A 12,562-nucleotide genomic window follows, 5' to 3' on the forward strand; every position below is an offset into this window, starting at 1 on the left:
AGCACGACCTGCGGCCGGAGAAGACCAACCGCCCAAGAACCATACCGATTAGACCAATCAGGGACAAGCGGTAACAGCGGTTCGGCGAGGAATCGCTACATTGACCCGATGCGGGCCTCCATCGCCTCCGAGCAGACGTACCGGCAGCTGGCCGACGCCCTGCAGCGCGGGGTCTACGGACCGGGCGCGCGGCTGCCGGCGGAGCGGACGCTGGCCGCCCAGTACGGGGTGTCGCGCGAGACGCTGCGCAACGCGCTGAACCGGCTCGCCGACGAGCACCTGCTCGAGAGCGTGGTCGGCAGCGGCTGGTTCGTGGCGCCCGAGGTCGTCGGCGAACCGCCGAGCGTGCTGCAGACGTTCACCGAGATGGCCCGCGCACGGGGGCTGCGTCCGACCGCGCACGTGCTGCGCCAGCGCGTCCGCCCGGCCACGCTGGCGGAGGCCGACGTGCTGCGGATCCCGCCGGGGGCGGAGGTGCTGGAGCTGGTCCGGCTGCGCGGGATGGAGCGCACGACCATCTGCCTCGACGAGTCCGTGCTGCCGCTCGACCTCGCCGAGCCGCTCCGCGACGCCGACCTCGAGGACTGCTCGCTCTACGAGGAGCTCGAGGCCCGCTGCGACGTCCGCATCCACCGGTCCGTCTACTCCGTGCGCGCCGAGGTCGCCGACGCGCACCTCGCCGGCCAGCTCGGCGTCGCGGCCGGCTGGCCCGTGCTCGTGGGCGAGGAGGTCGGCTACACCGACGTCGGCCGCCCGGTCCTCGTCGGCGCCACCCGCTACCGCGGCGACGCCTACCGCTTCCAGGCGGACCTGTTCCGCCCGCTGTGACGCGGCGAGAGAGCGCGACCGACGCTCCCTGAGCCTGTCGAAGGGCTCTGTCCGACGCCTACTTCCGGACGTGCAGCCGCACGTGGGTGCCGGAGGGGCTCGAGCGCACCTGCACGAGGTCGAAGGCGTGGTTCGCGAGCCAGAGCGGCTCCTCGCGGCCGGCCGGCGGTCGGCGGCGCCCGGCCAGGAGGTCGTCGACGACCGTGCGGTCGGCGACCTCGCACACCAGGGCCTCCGGCCGGTCCCACACCCGGACGCGGGTCCGGGCGGCGCCACGGCGGACGCTGTCGACCACGAGGCGGGGCACGACGTCGGCGAGGGTGACGACGTCGTCGGAGAGCAGGCTGGCGCTCGCGCGCCACGTCACCTCCTCCGTCACCGCGCGGAGGCTGCGCTCGGTGACCCACCGGTCGGCGACCGGCTCGCCGAGGTCGGGCAGCGCGCCCGCGAAGAGGTCGCGGGCGTGGTCGCGCCCGCGGTAGCCGCCGCTGCCCGCGTACGAGGTGGCCGTGGCGATGACCGGGTGGCTCTGCGCCGCGTCGTCGAGCATCGCGACGTCCAGGTGCTCGGCGTCGTACGGGCACACGAGCCAGAAGGGCAGGTCGGGGTCGACGGCGAGGTTGAGGAGCGCCTCGTTCAGCTGCGCCTCGTGGACCTCCTCGGGGCTCCGGCCGGGCCAGACCGGCTCCCCGATGCCGCGCGCGGGGCGGCCGGGACCGCACCAGCGGTCGAGCAGCTCCAGCAGGGCCGGGACGATCAGCGCGGGGTTGCGCGCGAGCTTGTCCAGCTCGACGAGCTCGACCTCCGCGACCCGCGGGCCGAGCGCGTCCCGCAGCCACGCCGTGTGCTCAGGGGTGGCCCCGACGAGCACGGCCTCGCCCGCGTCGAGCCCCTCGAGCACGAACGGCACCAGCTTGGCGACGTACTCGTCCCGGCTCCGCCACAGGAACGCCTCGTGGCGATAGCTCTGGTGGGCGCGCAGCGGCGCGGTCGTCGGCATGGTCCTCCTGGGATCCCCGCTGCCCCCTGCTGCGAGGTCGTCCGTCGAGCCCGGGACCGGCGGTCCCGGAACGGCCGGTGCCCGTCGACGCGGACGACGTCCGCGATCCCCTTGGCCCCCCGCAGGGACAGGCACCGGCCGGCTCGAGATCGGGACGCGCCGAAGCGACGGCCCCCCGAACGACCCCGATCCTACGTGAAGCATTCGTGCATGAACAGTTAGAAGCGGTTTTCGGCAGGGCCACGTGGGTACAGTCCGAACCCTGGTCAGAGGACGGCGCACGAGCGCCCGGAGCAGCAGGAGGACGATCGCCGTGCGCGTCGAGCAGGACCGCTTCACGCTGGAGCAACAGGTCTGCTTCACCCTCTCGGTCGCGTCCCGCGAGGTGGTGTCGCTCTACCGCCCGCTCCTCGAGCCGCTGGGGCTGACGCACCCGCAGTACCTGGTCATGGTCACCCTCTGGAACACCGAGGGGCCGGTCTCGATCAAGCGGCTGAGCCGGATGCTCCAGCTGGAGGGCCCGACCCTCTCGCCGCTGCTCAAGCGGCTCGAGAGCGCCGGCCTGGTGCTGCGTCGGCGCGACCCCGCGGACGAGCGGTCCGTCCTCGTCACCCTGACCGAGCAGGGCGTGGCGCTCGAGGCCCGGGCCGCCGGCGTGCCGACGACGATCCTCTCCCGGCTCGGCATGAGCCTCGACCGCATCGCGACGCTGCAGGAGCTGCTGAGCGAGGTGATCGTGCGGGCCAAGGAGCACAACGACCCGCCCTCGTCCTCAGCAGCCGTCGGGTAGCGCTCCCCCGAGCCAGTCCCGCAGGAGCGCCCCGACCCGCTCGGGCTGCTCCAGCGGGGAGAGGTGGGCGCAGTCCTCGAGCACGACGAGCCGGCCGCCGGGGACGAGGCGGGCGATCTCCTCGTGCCGCTCGACGGGGCAGAGCCGGTCGTCCCGGGCGGCCAGGACCAGGGTCGGGCACCGCACCTGCGCGAGCCCGGGACGTTCGTCGACGCGGGTGTCCTGCAGCCGGAGCTGGTCGGCGAACGTCGGCGCGCCCAGCTCGTCGGCCATCCCCAGGACGAGCGGCACCAGCCCGGACCGGTCCGGCGACAGCAGCACCGGGAGCAGCAACGTCTGCAGGTCACGGGCCGATCCCGTCGCCAGCACCTCACGCTGAGCGGCCCAGGCCTCGTGCTGCGCCGGGACCGGGGCGTACGGGTTGGTCGACATCAGGCAGAGCCGGCTGACCCGCTCCGGCGCGCGACGCACGAGCGCCATGGCCACGATCGCGCCCAGCGAGAGCCCGGCCAGCGCGAAGCGCGGCGGCAGAAGGTCGAGCAGCCGGTCCACCTCGGCGTCGAGCGACGGCTCCTCGAGCGCGGGGGTGATCGCGCCGTCCGGCAGGGCCAGCCGCGACCACAGCGCCGCGGTGCAGCCCGAGCCGGGCAGCAGCACCAGCGGGTCGGCAGGCGGCGTCGGGGTCGGCATCACCCCTTGACGGCGCCCGAGGCGAGGCCGGCGACGAGGTACTTCTGGGCGATCAGGGCGATGCCGATCACGGGCAGGGTCAGCAGCACCGTGGCGGCGGAGGCCTGCTGGAGCAGCGGCAGGTTCTGCCCGAGCTGCGTGGCGATGAACACCGGGACCGTCTTCGACGAGGTGTCCGTGAGCACGGCGGCCGTGAGGTACTCCTGGAAGGCGAACAGGAAGACGAAGATCCCCGCGGTCAGGATGCCCGGTCCCATGAGCGGGATCATGATGCGCCGCAGCACCCCGAACCGGGTGCACCCGTCGACCATGGCCGCCTCGTCCAGCTCCGGCGGGATCTCGGCGAAGAAGTTCCGCAGCAGCCAGATGGTGAACGGCTGGTTGATCACGATCAGGGCGCCGGCCAGCGCGTACGTGGTGTCGTAGATCCCCAGGCTCTGGGAGATGTCGTACATCGGCAGCACGACCGCGAACCGGGGCAGGGCGCGGAAGACCAGCGCCAGCACCAGCAGCACGACCGAGGAGATCCCGGTGTAGCGCGACAGCGCGTACGCGCAGGGCAGCCCGACCAGCAGGGCGACGACCGTGCTGATCACCGCGACGACGAGGGTGTTGATCAGGTAGAGGTAGAAGTCGGTGGTCTGCCAGAGGTCGACGTAGGGCTGGAAGGTCGGTGCGAAGCGGAACACGGGCGGGTTGGCGAAGGCCACGTCCGTCGGCTTGACGCTGGACAGGGCCGCCCACAGGAACGGGAACACCATCAGCAGGCAGACGACGGTCAGCAGGACCGCGGTGACCACGCCCGCCCGCCGGGACCGCCGCGACGCGGGCCGGCCACGGCCGGCCTCGGGAGCGAGGTCGACGGGCGCCTGGGACGAGCGGGTGCTGGCGGCGGGGATGTCGAGGGTCACGCCCGGGCCTCCTTCACGATGTTGCGGATGGAGGGGAACAGCAGGATCAGGATGAGGATGATCGTGAGCACGCTGATCGCGCTGCCCAGACCCAGGTTCCGCGAGGCCTCGCTGAAGGCCACCCGGTAGATGTAGACCATCAGAGACTCGTTGCCGTTGGTCAGGGACTGCGGCGCGAGGGGGATGAGCGAGTCGAAGACGCGGATGACGTCCATGGTCAGGATCAGGACCACGAAGCCGAGCACGCCGCGGATGCTGGGGATGATCACGTACAGGTGCCGCTGGAGGGGCGAGGCCCCGTCGATCTCCGCCGCCTCGAGCGTCTCCTCCGAGACGCCCTGCAGCCCGGCCAGGATCATCAGCATCGCGAACGGCAGCATGAACCAGACGACGTTGGCGACGATGATCAACCGGTTCGGCCAGGTGGAGGTGAACCACAGCGGGTTGCCGAAGGCGCCGCCGCTGACCGCGTTCAGGAGGTAGTCGACGATCCCGCCGAAGTTGGAGTCGAACAGCCACGAGAAGGCCACGGCGCCCACCACCTGGGGCGACACGTAGGAGATGAGCAGGATGCCCAGCACCAGGGGCCGGGCCCGGCCGAGCTTGTTCACCAGGGCGGCCAGGATGTAGCCGAACACGATGCAGAACGCCGACGCGACGACCGTCAGGCCGACGGTGAACAGGACGGCCCGGCCGAGCCTGGGGTCGGACAGCGCCGCCCGGTAGTTCGTCAGGCCGATGAAGGTGCCGGCCTCGCCGTAGTTGACGCTCTCGAAGCTCCACCGCAGCGTCTGGTAGAGCGGCACGAGCATGAAGCCGAACATCACCACCACGCTGGGTGCGACCAGCGCCCAGAACTGCCGTCTCTTCATGGCCCTACTCCTCGTCCGCTGCGGTGGCAGGTGGGCCGCTGGGGCCGCTCCGGGGCTGGGGTGGGTCCGAGAGAGCTCGGACCCACCCCGACCGGCTACTTCTGGGCGGCCATGACCTTCTCGGCCGCGGCCTGCATCTGGCTCTGCGCCTCACCGACGTCGATCTTGCCCGCCATGTAGTTGGCGAGCACCGGGCGGATGGCCTCGCTCACCGCCGGCACGTAGGGCTGGATCTCCTTCGTGGGGCCCTTGGCCAGCGAGTCCTTGGTCGCCGCGGCGTACGGGGAGGCGCTCTGGTCGACCGTCGTCCGGGCGGGGAAGGCGGCCGGCACCGAGGCCTGCGAGGCCTCCTGGCTCACCGAGGCGCCGATCACCTCGAAGAGAAGGTCCTTGTCGACCTTGGTGTTGAACGGGATGGACCAGCCGTCGGTGGACACCGTGCTGTAGGCCTTGCCGCCCTCGAACACCGCCGGCGGGGCCGCGAAGCCGAACTTGTCGTAGAGCTTGGTGTTCTTCTGCTGGACGAGGTCGTTCATCCGGCCCGAGAACATCACCGCGACGGCGGCCTTGCCGTTGTAGAGCTGCTGCTGGACCTTCGGCTGGTCGAAGGTCGTGACCTGCGGGTCCATGTACGGCAGCAGCGACTTCAGCTGCTCGAGCGCCTTGGCCGTCGGCTCCTGGGTGAAGTTCGGCTTCTTGGTGTCGGGGTTGACGAAGAAGGCGCTGTCCTGGGACCCGAGGGCGGCGGCGAAGGCCGTGTCCAGGTCGGCGGTGCTGAGCAGCGGCAGCGCGACCGGGTACTTCATCCCCTCCGCCTCCTGCAGCTTCTTGGCGTCGGTGCGCAGCTCCTCGAAGGTCGTCGGCGGCGTCAGGCCGTTCTTGTCGAACAGGTCCTTCCGGTAGGCCATGACCAGCAGCTGGGACTGCATCGGCAGCCCGTAGAGCTTGCCGTCGTAGGTCATCGACTTCAGCGTGTTGGGGTCGAGGTCACCCAGCGCGTACTTGTCCTTGTTCTTCGCGTACAGGTCGTCCAGCGGCGCCAGCTTGCCGCGCGAGGCCAGGTCCGGGATCGCGTAGGTGTAGGTCTCGACGACGTCGTAGGTGCCCGAGTCGCCCGCGAGGGTGGCCGTGGTCTTCTCGAGCTGGCCGGCGAAGTCGATCGGGTCGTGCTTGACCGTGACGTTGTCGTGGGTACAGCTCGCGACCATCGTGTTGCTGAAGGGGTCGACGGCCGACGAGTTGTAGGCGAGCACGTTGATGGTCGTGGCGGACGCCGGGTTGGTGAAGTCGCAGGCGACCTTGGTGGCGGTGGCCGCACCGGTCCGCGAGCCCGCTCCGCACGCGGTCAGCGCGAGCGAGGCGGCGAGCAGACCGACGGCCATGAGCCGGACGGGACTGTGGGGACGTGAGTGACGCATGGGACCTTCTTCTCGGCAGGCGGGGACGACGGACGCAGCAGGGTCGAGCGGGGTGGAGCCACACGTGTTCAGTTGTCCCCGCCCTCGGTCGGCGGGGGTGCGAGGGGTCAGCGGCCGGCGATCAGGTCCAGTCGCAGCTGGGCGCTGTCACGGTGGCCGGGCATGCCCTCGAAGTCCGCAATGGTTACCACAGGACCGGCCTGCGCCTCGGTGGACGCGCGTGTGGCCTTCTGGTAGGTCAGCTGCTTGAGGTAGCGGGCGACCGACAGGCCGGCGGTGTAGCGGGCGCCGCGTCCGGTAGGCAGCGTGTGGTTCGTCCCGGACATGCCCTTGTCGGCGTACGCGACCGTCGACCACTCGCCGAGGAACAGCGAGCCGTAGTTGCGCATGTTCTCGAGGTAGAAGTCGGTGTCCTCGGCCAGGATCTCGAGGTGCTCGGGCGCGAGGACGTCCATGATCTCGACGGCGGTCTTGGGCGAGTCGGCGACGTAGATCGAGCCCCAGTCGCGCCAGGCGGCGCCGGCGATGTCCCGGGTGGCCAGGCCCTCGAGCTGTCGGGCGACCTCGACCTCGACGGCCGCGGCGAGCTCGGCCGACGTGGTGACCAGGCAGGCCGGCGTGGTCGGGCCGTGCTCGGCCTGGGCCAGCAGGTCGGCGGCGACCATGGCGGCGGAGGCGGTCTCGTCCGCGATCACGGCGACCTCCGACGGGCCGGCGAGGACGTCGATGCCGACCTGGCCGTAGAGCTGGCGCTTGGCCTCGGCCACGAAGGCGTTCCCGGCCCCGACGATCATGTCGGAGGGGACCCCGTCGAGCAGCCCGAAGGCCATCGCCGCGAGCGCCTGCACGCCGCCGATCGCGAAGACGCGGCCGGCCCCCGACGCACGGGCGGAGTAGAGGACGGCCGGGTGCACCTGGCCGTGGTTCGACGGCGGCGTCGCGCAGACGACGTTCGGCACGCCCGCGGCGCGGGCGACCCCGACGGTCATGAAGGGGCTGGCCAGCAGCGGGAAGCGGCCGGCCGGGAGGTAGGCGCCCACGTTGCCGACGGGCACGTAGCGCTGGCCGCAGACGACGCCGGGGATGACCTCGGCCTCGAAGTCGGTCAGGTGGGCGCGCTGCATCTCCGCGAAGCGACGGGTGCGCTCGGCGCCCTGGTCGAGGGCCGCACGCAGGTCGGCGGGCAGGCTGTCGGTCAGCGGGCCGATGGTGTCCTCGGCGACCTCGAAGTCCTCGCCGCCGGTCCAGCCGTCGAGCCGCTCGGCGTAGCGCCGGACGGCCGGGAGCCCGTCGCGCTCGATCTCGGACAGCATCGTGGAGACGGTCTCGATGACCTTCGGGTCGGACTGGGCCGCCACGTCCGGGCGCTCGGGAGCGCGCACGACGGAGTACGAACCGGTGATCCTGCGAGCGTCGGCCGGGGTCAGGTGCATACGTATAACTTAGGGATCCCTGAGCGCGTTTGGCAACCTCTTCGGGCGTCGCGTCGCGGATCGTCACGCAACGGTGACGCGGGTGTCCCCCCGTCGGTACGTGGCGCCCCTGTCCCTGCGGGGCGCGGCGACGACGGGGGCCGCGCGGTCAGTACAGGTCGGTCCGGCGGTCGGCGAAGACGTCGTTGCGGCCGCTGATCCGCTTGTCCAGCGTCGCCTCCAGGTCGACCTCCGCCACCAGCACCGTCTCGGCGCCGAACTCCGGCCCGGCGACCCGGTAGCCCTCGTGGTCGCAGACCACGCTGCCGCCGACCCAGCGCCGGCCCCGCTCCTCCCCCACCCGGTCCGCGACGACCACCACCATCCGGTTGATCGCGGCCCCGGCCATCGCCTTGGACACCTCGGGCGGGCGGGTGTCGGGGCTGTCGGAGTCGGGCCAGTTCGCGGGCGAAGCGACCAGCTGTGCCCCGCGCAGGGCGACGCTCCGCAGCACCTCGGGGAAGGCGAGGTCGTAGCAGATCAGCGGCGCGACGGCGCCGACCGAGGTGGGCACCACCGGGGGCAGCACGTCGCCCGGCGTGAAGAGCTCGTGCTCGAAGTCCCACAGGTGGGTCTTGCGGTAGACCGACAGCACCTCGCCGTGGTCCACGACGACGGCGCTGTTGTAGGGCCGGGCCAGCCCCGACTCCTCGCAGAAGCCCGCGACCAGCACCAGGTCGTACGTGTCGGACAGCTCGGCGAAGAAGCGCACGGACGGGCCGTCGGCCGGCTCCGCCCGCGACGCCGACTCGGCGGCGTCGGCGAAGATCGACCCGCACATCGCGAGCTCGGGCAGCACGACCAGGCGGGCGCCCAGCCGCGCGGCCTCCCCCACCGACTCGAACACGCGCCGCCGGGTCTTCTCGACGTCGTCGATGTCGATCGGGACCTGGCAGGCAGCGACGATGACCACGCCGAGATCGTCGCATCCGTATGCGCACCGCGCACGCCGTTGAGATGACGGCTCTGTGACGATGCTGCACCGACCTCGTCCGCGATGCCTCGTCGCTGGGGTCGGCGGCTCGCGTTCCTATGCTGGCCGCGTCCGGCGGCAGGCTGTCGCCGCGCAGGAGGAGAAGACATGAGCTGGGTCGCGACCGAGCAGGACGCGCTGGTGCGCACCCTGCGCAGCGCCAACCCCGACGCCCCGACGTTGTGCGAGGGCTGGGACGTGCGCCGGCTGCTCTCGCACCTCGTCCAGCGCGAGCAGGGACCCGTCGACGGCCTCAAGGACGCCGTGGCGCGCAGGCCCCCCGGCCAGGAGCCCGGGCTCAGCCGGCTGACCGACCGGGCGCGGTCGCCGTACGGCTACGCGCGGCTGGTCGACCGCTTCGTCGCCGGCGCCCCGCGCTGGTCGCCGATGAGCTGGGCGGCCGAGAAGATCAACTTCGTCGAGTACGTGATCCACCACGAGGACGTCCGCCGGGGCGGGACCAGCCCGGCCGCACCGCGCGACCTCCCGGCTGCCCAGCAGGAGGCGGTCTGGAAGCAGCTGGGCCTGTTCGCGCTGTCGCTGCGGCGCTCCCCGGTCGGGGTGCGCCTGGCGACGCCGGCCGGCGAGACCCGGGTGGCGAAGGCCGGGGACGGCGTGACCCTGACCGGCGAGCCGGTCGAGCTGGCGCTGTGGATCAGCGGCCGCCGCGAGGCCGCGCAGGTGACCGTGACCGGAGCACCGGACGCCGTCGAGGCGTTCCGGTCCTGGGCCGAGGGCTAGGCGGTCGTGGTCGTCGAGCGCGAGCGCAACGCCCAGGGCCGCGCCCAGAACGCACGGCCCCGGGACGCGCTGGGCCGCCCGCTGCCGCGGGGTTCCGTGGGCGTCGAGCGGGTGCCGGAGGACCTGGTCCTCGAGCCCCTGCCCGCGCTGGCGGAGGCGCAGCGGCTGCTGGACGCCGGGATGCCCTTCCACGCCCACGAGGTCCTCGAGGCGAGCTGGAAGGCCGCACCCGAGGAGGAGCGCGAGCTCTGGCAGGGCCTGGCCCAGCTCGCCGTCGGGCTCACCCACGTCCTGCGCGGCAACCCGGCCGGCGCCCGCACGCTGCTCGAGCGGGCCCGGCGGCGGGTGTCGCTCTACGCCGCCGACCCGCCGTACGGGATCGACGCCGACGGCCTGGTGGCGTGGTGCGACGAGGTGCTCCAGACGCTGACCACTTCGTGGCCTCCTTCGACAGGCTCAGGACACCGCTTCGACAAGCTCAGGGAGCGTCCTGCTGACGTGCCCACGACTCCCGTCCTCCGTCACGCGCCCTGAGCCTGTCCAACGCCCCCTGAGCCTGTCGAAGGGCCTCGAAGAGGTCGGCTGCTCGGCTCAGGCGACCACGCGCAACGTCGCCATCGTGGGGTCCGCGGCGTACGCGATCCGGGTGCCGGCCTGCGCGGCGGCCAGCAGCGAGGCGACCGCCTCGGCCGTGATGCGCTCGCCCGGTGCGAGCACGGGGACGCCCGGCGGGTAGGGCGCGACGAGCTCGGCGGACACCCGCCCGACCGCCTCCTGCACGCCCAGCGTCCGCGTCGGCGCGAAGAACGCCTCGCGCGGGGCGATGACGATCTCCGGCTGGACGCTCCAGCTGGCGGCCACGACGGTCGGGCGCGGCGGTCCCGCGTGCCGGCGGACGGAGGCGACGAGCGCCTCGACCAGCCGGTCGACCGTCTGCGGGGTGTCGGCGAGGGTGACGACCGGGATCAGCCAGTCGCGGTCGGCGAGCTCCACCTCCACGCCGGCCTCGCGCAGCTCGCGGCCGACGGCGACCCCGTCGGCCCCGACCCCCGCGAGCCCCACGACCAGGCGCGTGGCCTCCACGGTGTCGAGCACGGTCAGCCCGGCCTCCTCGCGGAGCCGGGCGCGGGCGGACGCCACCAGCCGGACCGGGCGGTCGAGCTGGGCCTGGCCGTCCAGCTGGAGCAGGGCGCGCGCCGCGTCCATGCTCGCCAGCAGAGCACCGGCCGGGCTCGTGGTGTGGGTCGCGTCGAAGGCGCGCTGGAAGCGGGCCGCGTCGATCCGCTCGGTGCGGGCCAGCACGAGCGCGGCCTGCGAGTAGGCCGGCAGCATCTTGTGGGCGCTGGTCACGAGGGCGTCCGCCCCGGCCTGCATCGCGTGGTCGGGCAGCGCCGGGTGGAAGCCGAAGTGGGCCCCCCACGCCGCGTCGACGAGCAGCGGGAGCCCGGCGGCGTGCACGAGGTCCGCGACCTGTGCGAGCTCGCCGACGCTGCCGACGTACGTGGGGTCGCCGACGAAGACCGCGACGACGTCCGGGTGGTCGGCCAGGCAGCGCTCGACGTCGGCGACGCGGCAACCCAGCGGGAGGCCGGTGGCGGGGTCGACCCGGGTGGGCAGCCAGACGGGTTCGAGGCCGGCCAGGACCAGCCCGAGCAGGAGGGAGCGGTGCAGCGTGCGGGGCACGACGACGCGGTCCCCCGGGCGGCCGACGGCGAGCGCCATGGCCTGGTTGCCGTGCGTCGAGCCGGCCACGGAGAAGCGCGCGACGTCCGCGCCCCAGAGCGCGGCGGCCCGGCGCTCGGCCTCGACGAGGACCCCGCCGGTCAGCCCGATCGAGTCCAGGCCCCCGTGCAGCGGGACGTCACCCGCGACCACCCGACCGAAGGCCGGGTTCCGCTTGTGCCCCGGGATGGTGAAAGGGGCGGCGTCGCCGTCGAGCGTCCGCAGGTAGGCGTCGAGGAGCGGGGCCTCGGCCCGGACGAGCGCCTCGTACGAGGGGGTCATGGGTGCGCATGCTGCCAGCCCGGACCCCGCAGACACGGAAGTGGTCGCCCCGGACCCCGGCACGCCGTGCGCGTGGGGGCGGAGCGACCACTTTCGGTGGTGCCAGGAGCGGTTCAGCTCACTCGTGGACCGGCTTCGGCGTCGTCACGTTCGCGACGCGGTTCTCGGCCTCGAGCATCCAGGCGAGCTGCTCCAGGCGGACGAGGAAGCCGTGAAGCAGGTCGGCCGTCGTGGGGTCGGCCTCGTCGACGTCGTCGTGGACCTCGCGGATGGTGCCGGCGGTCGCGTAGATCGCCGCGACGATCAGGTCGACCGTCTCCGCCGTGTCCACCTCGCCCGCGGGGAACTCGGCGATGGTCGTCGTCTTCGCGATCGTCGACGCCCGGCCGTCCGGGGTGATGTAGATCGAGCGCATCCGCTCGCTGATCTCGTCGGAGAACTCGCGGGCCGACTCGACCAGCTCGTCGAGCTGCAGGTGCAGGTCGCGGAAGTTCTTGCCGACCACGTTCCAGTGGGCCTGCTTGCCCACGACGTGCAGGTTGATCATGTCGACCGCCACCCGCTGCAGGTTGGCGCCGAGCGCCTCGTCGGCCTTGAACGCCGGCTTGAACGTGTGCTTCTTCTCGGTCGTGCTCGCAGTCATGCGTGTCTCCTTCGTCGTTGCTCGTACGCCTTGATCAACTGGGAGGCCGGGAGGGCCATTCCGGATCGGGCGATCTGCTCACGTGGTGGACGACGCCTGCCCACGTCGTGGACGGGCCGCTCCCGGAGACGGAGAAAGGCCCGCGCGGCACCCCCCGGTAGCTGCGCGAGCCCTCGTCCGTCGCGCCCCTGCCGCCCGGCCGCGCTCCCCCGACGGGAGC

At 72.6% G+C, this 12,562-nt stretch carries 13 protein-coding genes; 4 read left to right on the forward strand and 9 right to left on the reverse strand.

Features of this window, described 5'->3' with window-relative positions:
- Window positions 1–108: 108 nt before the first annotated feature.
- Window positions 109–828, forward strand: a complete 720-nt coding sequence (locus ABD665_RS15000) for a UTRA domain-containing protein (protein WP_204913438.1) — start codon at window positions 109–111, stop codon at window positions 826–828.
- A gap of 58 nt (window positions 829–886) precedes the next feature.
- Here ABD665_RS15000 and ABD665_RS15005 read toward each other — a convergent pair whose 3' ends face one another.
- On the reverse strand, window positions 887–1,828 hold the full coding sequence (locus tag ABD665_RS15005; protein WP_204913439.1) for an anti-sigma factor RsbA family regulatory protein: 942 nt from the start codon (window positions 1,826–1,828) through the stop codon (window positions 887–889).
- A 313-nt stretch (window positions 1,829–2,141) separates the two neighbouring features.
- Here ABD665_RS15005 and ABD665_RS15010 point away from each other — a divergent pair, with 313 nt between their 5' ends.
- Window positions 2,142–2,618, forward strand: coding sequence for a MarR family winged helix-turn-helix transcriptional regulator (locus ABD665_RS15010; protein ID WP_344742485.1), 477 nt, complete (start codon window positions 2,142–2,144; stop codon window positions 2,616–2,618).
- Here ABD665_RS15010 and ABD665_RS15015 read toward each other — a convergent pair.
- From ABD665_RS15015 to ABD665_RS15040, 6 genes are all read right to left on the reverse strand, one after another.
- Window positions 2,601–3,308 (reverse strand): alpha/beta fold hydrolase, encoded by a 708-nt coding sequence (locus ABD665_RS15015; RefSeq protein ID WP_204913440.1) that lies wholly within the window; start codon window positions 3,306–3,308, stop codon window positions 2,601–2,603. The two genes, ABD665_RS15010 and ABD665_RS15015, sit on opposite strands and share 18 nt — an antisense overlap.
- Complete coding sequence (locus ABD665_RS15020; protein ID WP_204913441.1) at window positions 3,308–4,219, reverse strand: ABC transporter permease subunit; 912 nt, start codon at window positions 4,217–4,219, stop codon at window positions 3,308–3,310. The genes ABD665_RS15015 and ABD665_RS15020 overlap by 1 nt, the downstream gene beginning before the upstream one ends.
- Window positions 4,216–5,091, reverse strand: a complete 876-nt coding sequence (locus tag ABD665_RS15025; RefSeq protein WP_204913442.1) for an ABC transporter permease subunit — start codon at window positions 5,089–5,091, stop codon at window positions 4,216–4,218. The genes ABD665_RS15020 and ABD665_RS15025 overlap by 4 nt, the downstream gene beginning before the upstream one ends.
- A gap of 95 nt (window positions 5,092–5,186) precedes the next feature.
- Window positions 5,187–6,473 (reverse strand): extracellular solute-binding protein, encoded by a 1,287-nt coding sequence (locus ABD665_RS15030; protein WP_204913443.1) that lies wholly within the window; start codon window positions 6,471–6,473, stop codon window positions 5,187–5,189.
- Between the two features lie 143 nt (window positions 6,474–6,616).
- Window positions 6,617–7,942 (reverse strand): histidinol dehydrogenase, encoded by a 1,326-nt coding sequence (gene hisD, locus ABD665_RS15035; RefSeq protein ID WP_204913444.1) that lies wholly within the window; start codon window positions 7,940–7,942, stop codon window positions 6,617–6,619.
- 148 nt (window positions 7,943–8,090) lie between these two features.
- Window positions 8,091–8,894, reverse strand: a complete 804-nt coding sequence (locus tag ABD665_RS15040) for a nitrilase-related carbon-nitrogen hydrolase (RefSeq protein ID WP_204913445.1) — start codon at window positions 8,892–8,894, stop codon at window positions 8,091–8,093.
- Window positions 8,895–9,062: 168 nt separating this feature from the next.
- On the opposite strand from ABD665_RS15040, the gene ABD665_RS15045 reads away from it, so the two are divergent.
- Together ABD665_RS15045 and ABD665_RS15050 are read left to right on the forward strand one after the other, a co-directional pair.
- Window positions 9,063–9,695, forward strand: a complete 633-nt coding sequence (locus ABD665_RS15045) for a TIGR03085 family metal-binding protein (protein ID WP_204913446.1) — start codon at window positions 9,063–9,065, stop codon at window positions 9,693–9,695.
- Between the two features lie 6 nt (window positions 9,696–9,701).
- Window positions 9,702–10,229 (forward strand): DUF309 domain-containing protein, encoded by a 528-nt coding sequence (locus ABD665_RS15050; RefSeq protein WP_204913447.1) that lies wholly within the window; start codon window positions 9,702–9,704, stop codon window positions 10,227–10,229.
- Window positions 10,230–10,286: 57 nt separating this feature from the next.
- Here ABD665_RS15050 and ABD665_RS15055 read toward each other — a convergent pair whose 3' ends face one another.
- Window positions 10,287–11,699, reverse strand: coding sequence for an aminotransferase class I/II-fold pyridoxal phosphate-dependent enzyme (locus tag ABD665_RS15055; RefSeq protein ID WP_204913448.1), 1,413 nt, complete (start codon window positions 11,697–11,699; stop codon window positions 10,287–10,289).
- Between the two features lie 118 nt (window positions 11,700–11,817).
- On the reverse strand, window positions 11,818–12,342 hold the full coding sequence (locus ABD665_RS15060; protein WP_204913449.1) for a ferritin-like domain-containing protein: 525 nt from the start codon (window positions 12,340–12,342) through the stop codon (window positions 11,818–11,820).
- Between the last annotated feature and the right edge of the window lie 220 nt (window positions 12,343–12,562).

Origin of the sequence: Microlunatus spumicola, from assembly GCF_039536445.1 — a bacterium.
In the GTDB taxonomy this organism is placed as follows: domain Bacteria; phylum Actinomycetota; class Actinomycetes; order Propionibacteriales; family Propionibacteriaceae; genus Microlunatus; species Microlunatus spumicola.

What these genes read in the sequence shown, in the direction of transcription:
- ABD665_RS15000 (WP_204913438.1), top strand. Translation starts at nt 109, where the DNA reads ATGCGGGCCTCCATCGCCTCCGAGCAGACGTACCGGCAGCTGGCCGAC.
- ABD665_RS15005 (WP_204913439.1), bottom strand. Translation starts at nt 1,828, where the DNA reads ATGCCGACGACCGCGCCGCTGCGCGCCCACCAGAGCTATCGCCACGAG.
- ABD665_RS15015 (WP_204913440.1), bottom strand. Translation starts at nt 3,308, where the DNA reads ATGCCGACCCCGACGCCGCCTGCCGACCCGCTGGTGCTGCTGCCCGGC.
- ABD665_RS15025 (WP_204913442.1), bottom strand. Translation starts at nt 5,091, where the DNA reads ATGAAGAGACGGCAGTTCTGGGCGCTGGTCGCACCCAGCGTGGTGGTG.
- ABD665_RS15030 (WP_204913443.1), bottom strand. Translation starts at nt 6,473, where the DNA reads ATGGCCGTCGGTCTGCTCGCCGCCTCGCTCGCGCTGACCGCGTGCGGA.
- hisD (WP_204913444.1), bottom strand. Translation starts at nt 7,942, where the DNA reads ATGCACCTGACCCCGGCCGACGCTCGCAGGATCACCGGTTCGTACTCC.
- ABD665_RS15045 (WP_204913446.1), top strand. Translation starts at nt 9,063, where the DNA reads ATGAGCTGGGTCGCGACCGAGCAGGACGCGCTGGTGCGCACCCTGCGC.
- ABD665_RS15055 (WP_204913448.1), bottom strand. Translation starts at nt 11,699, where the DNA reads ATGACCCCCTCGTACGAGGCGCTCGTCCGGGCCGAGGCCCCGCTCCTC.
- ABD665_RS15060 (WP_204913449.1), bottom strand. Translation starts at nt 12,342, where the DNA reads ATGACTGCGAGCACGACCGAGAAGAAGCACACGTTCAAGCCGGCGTTC.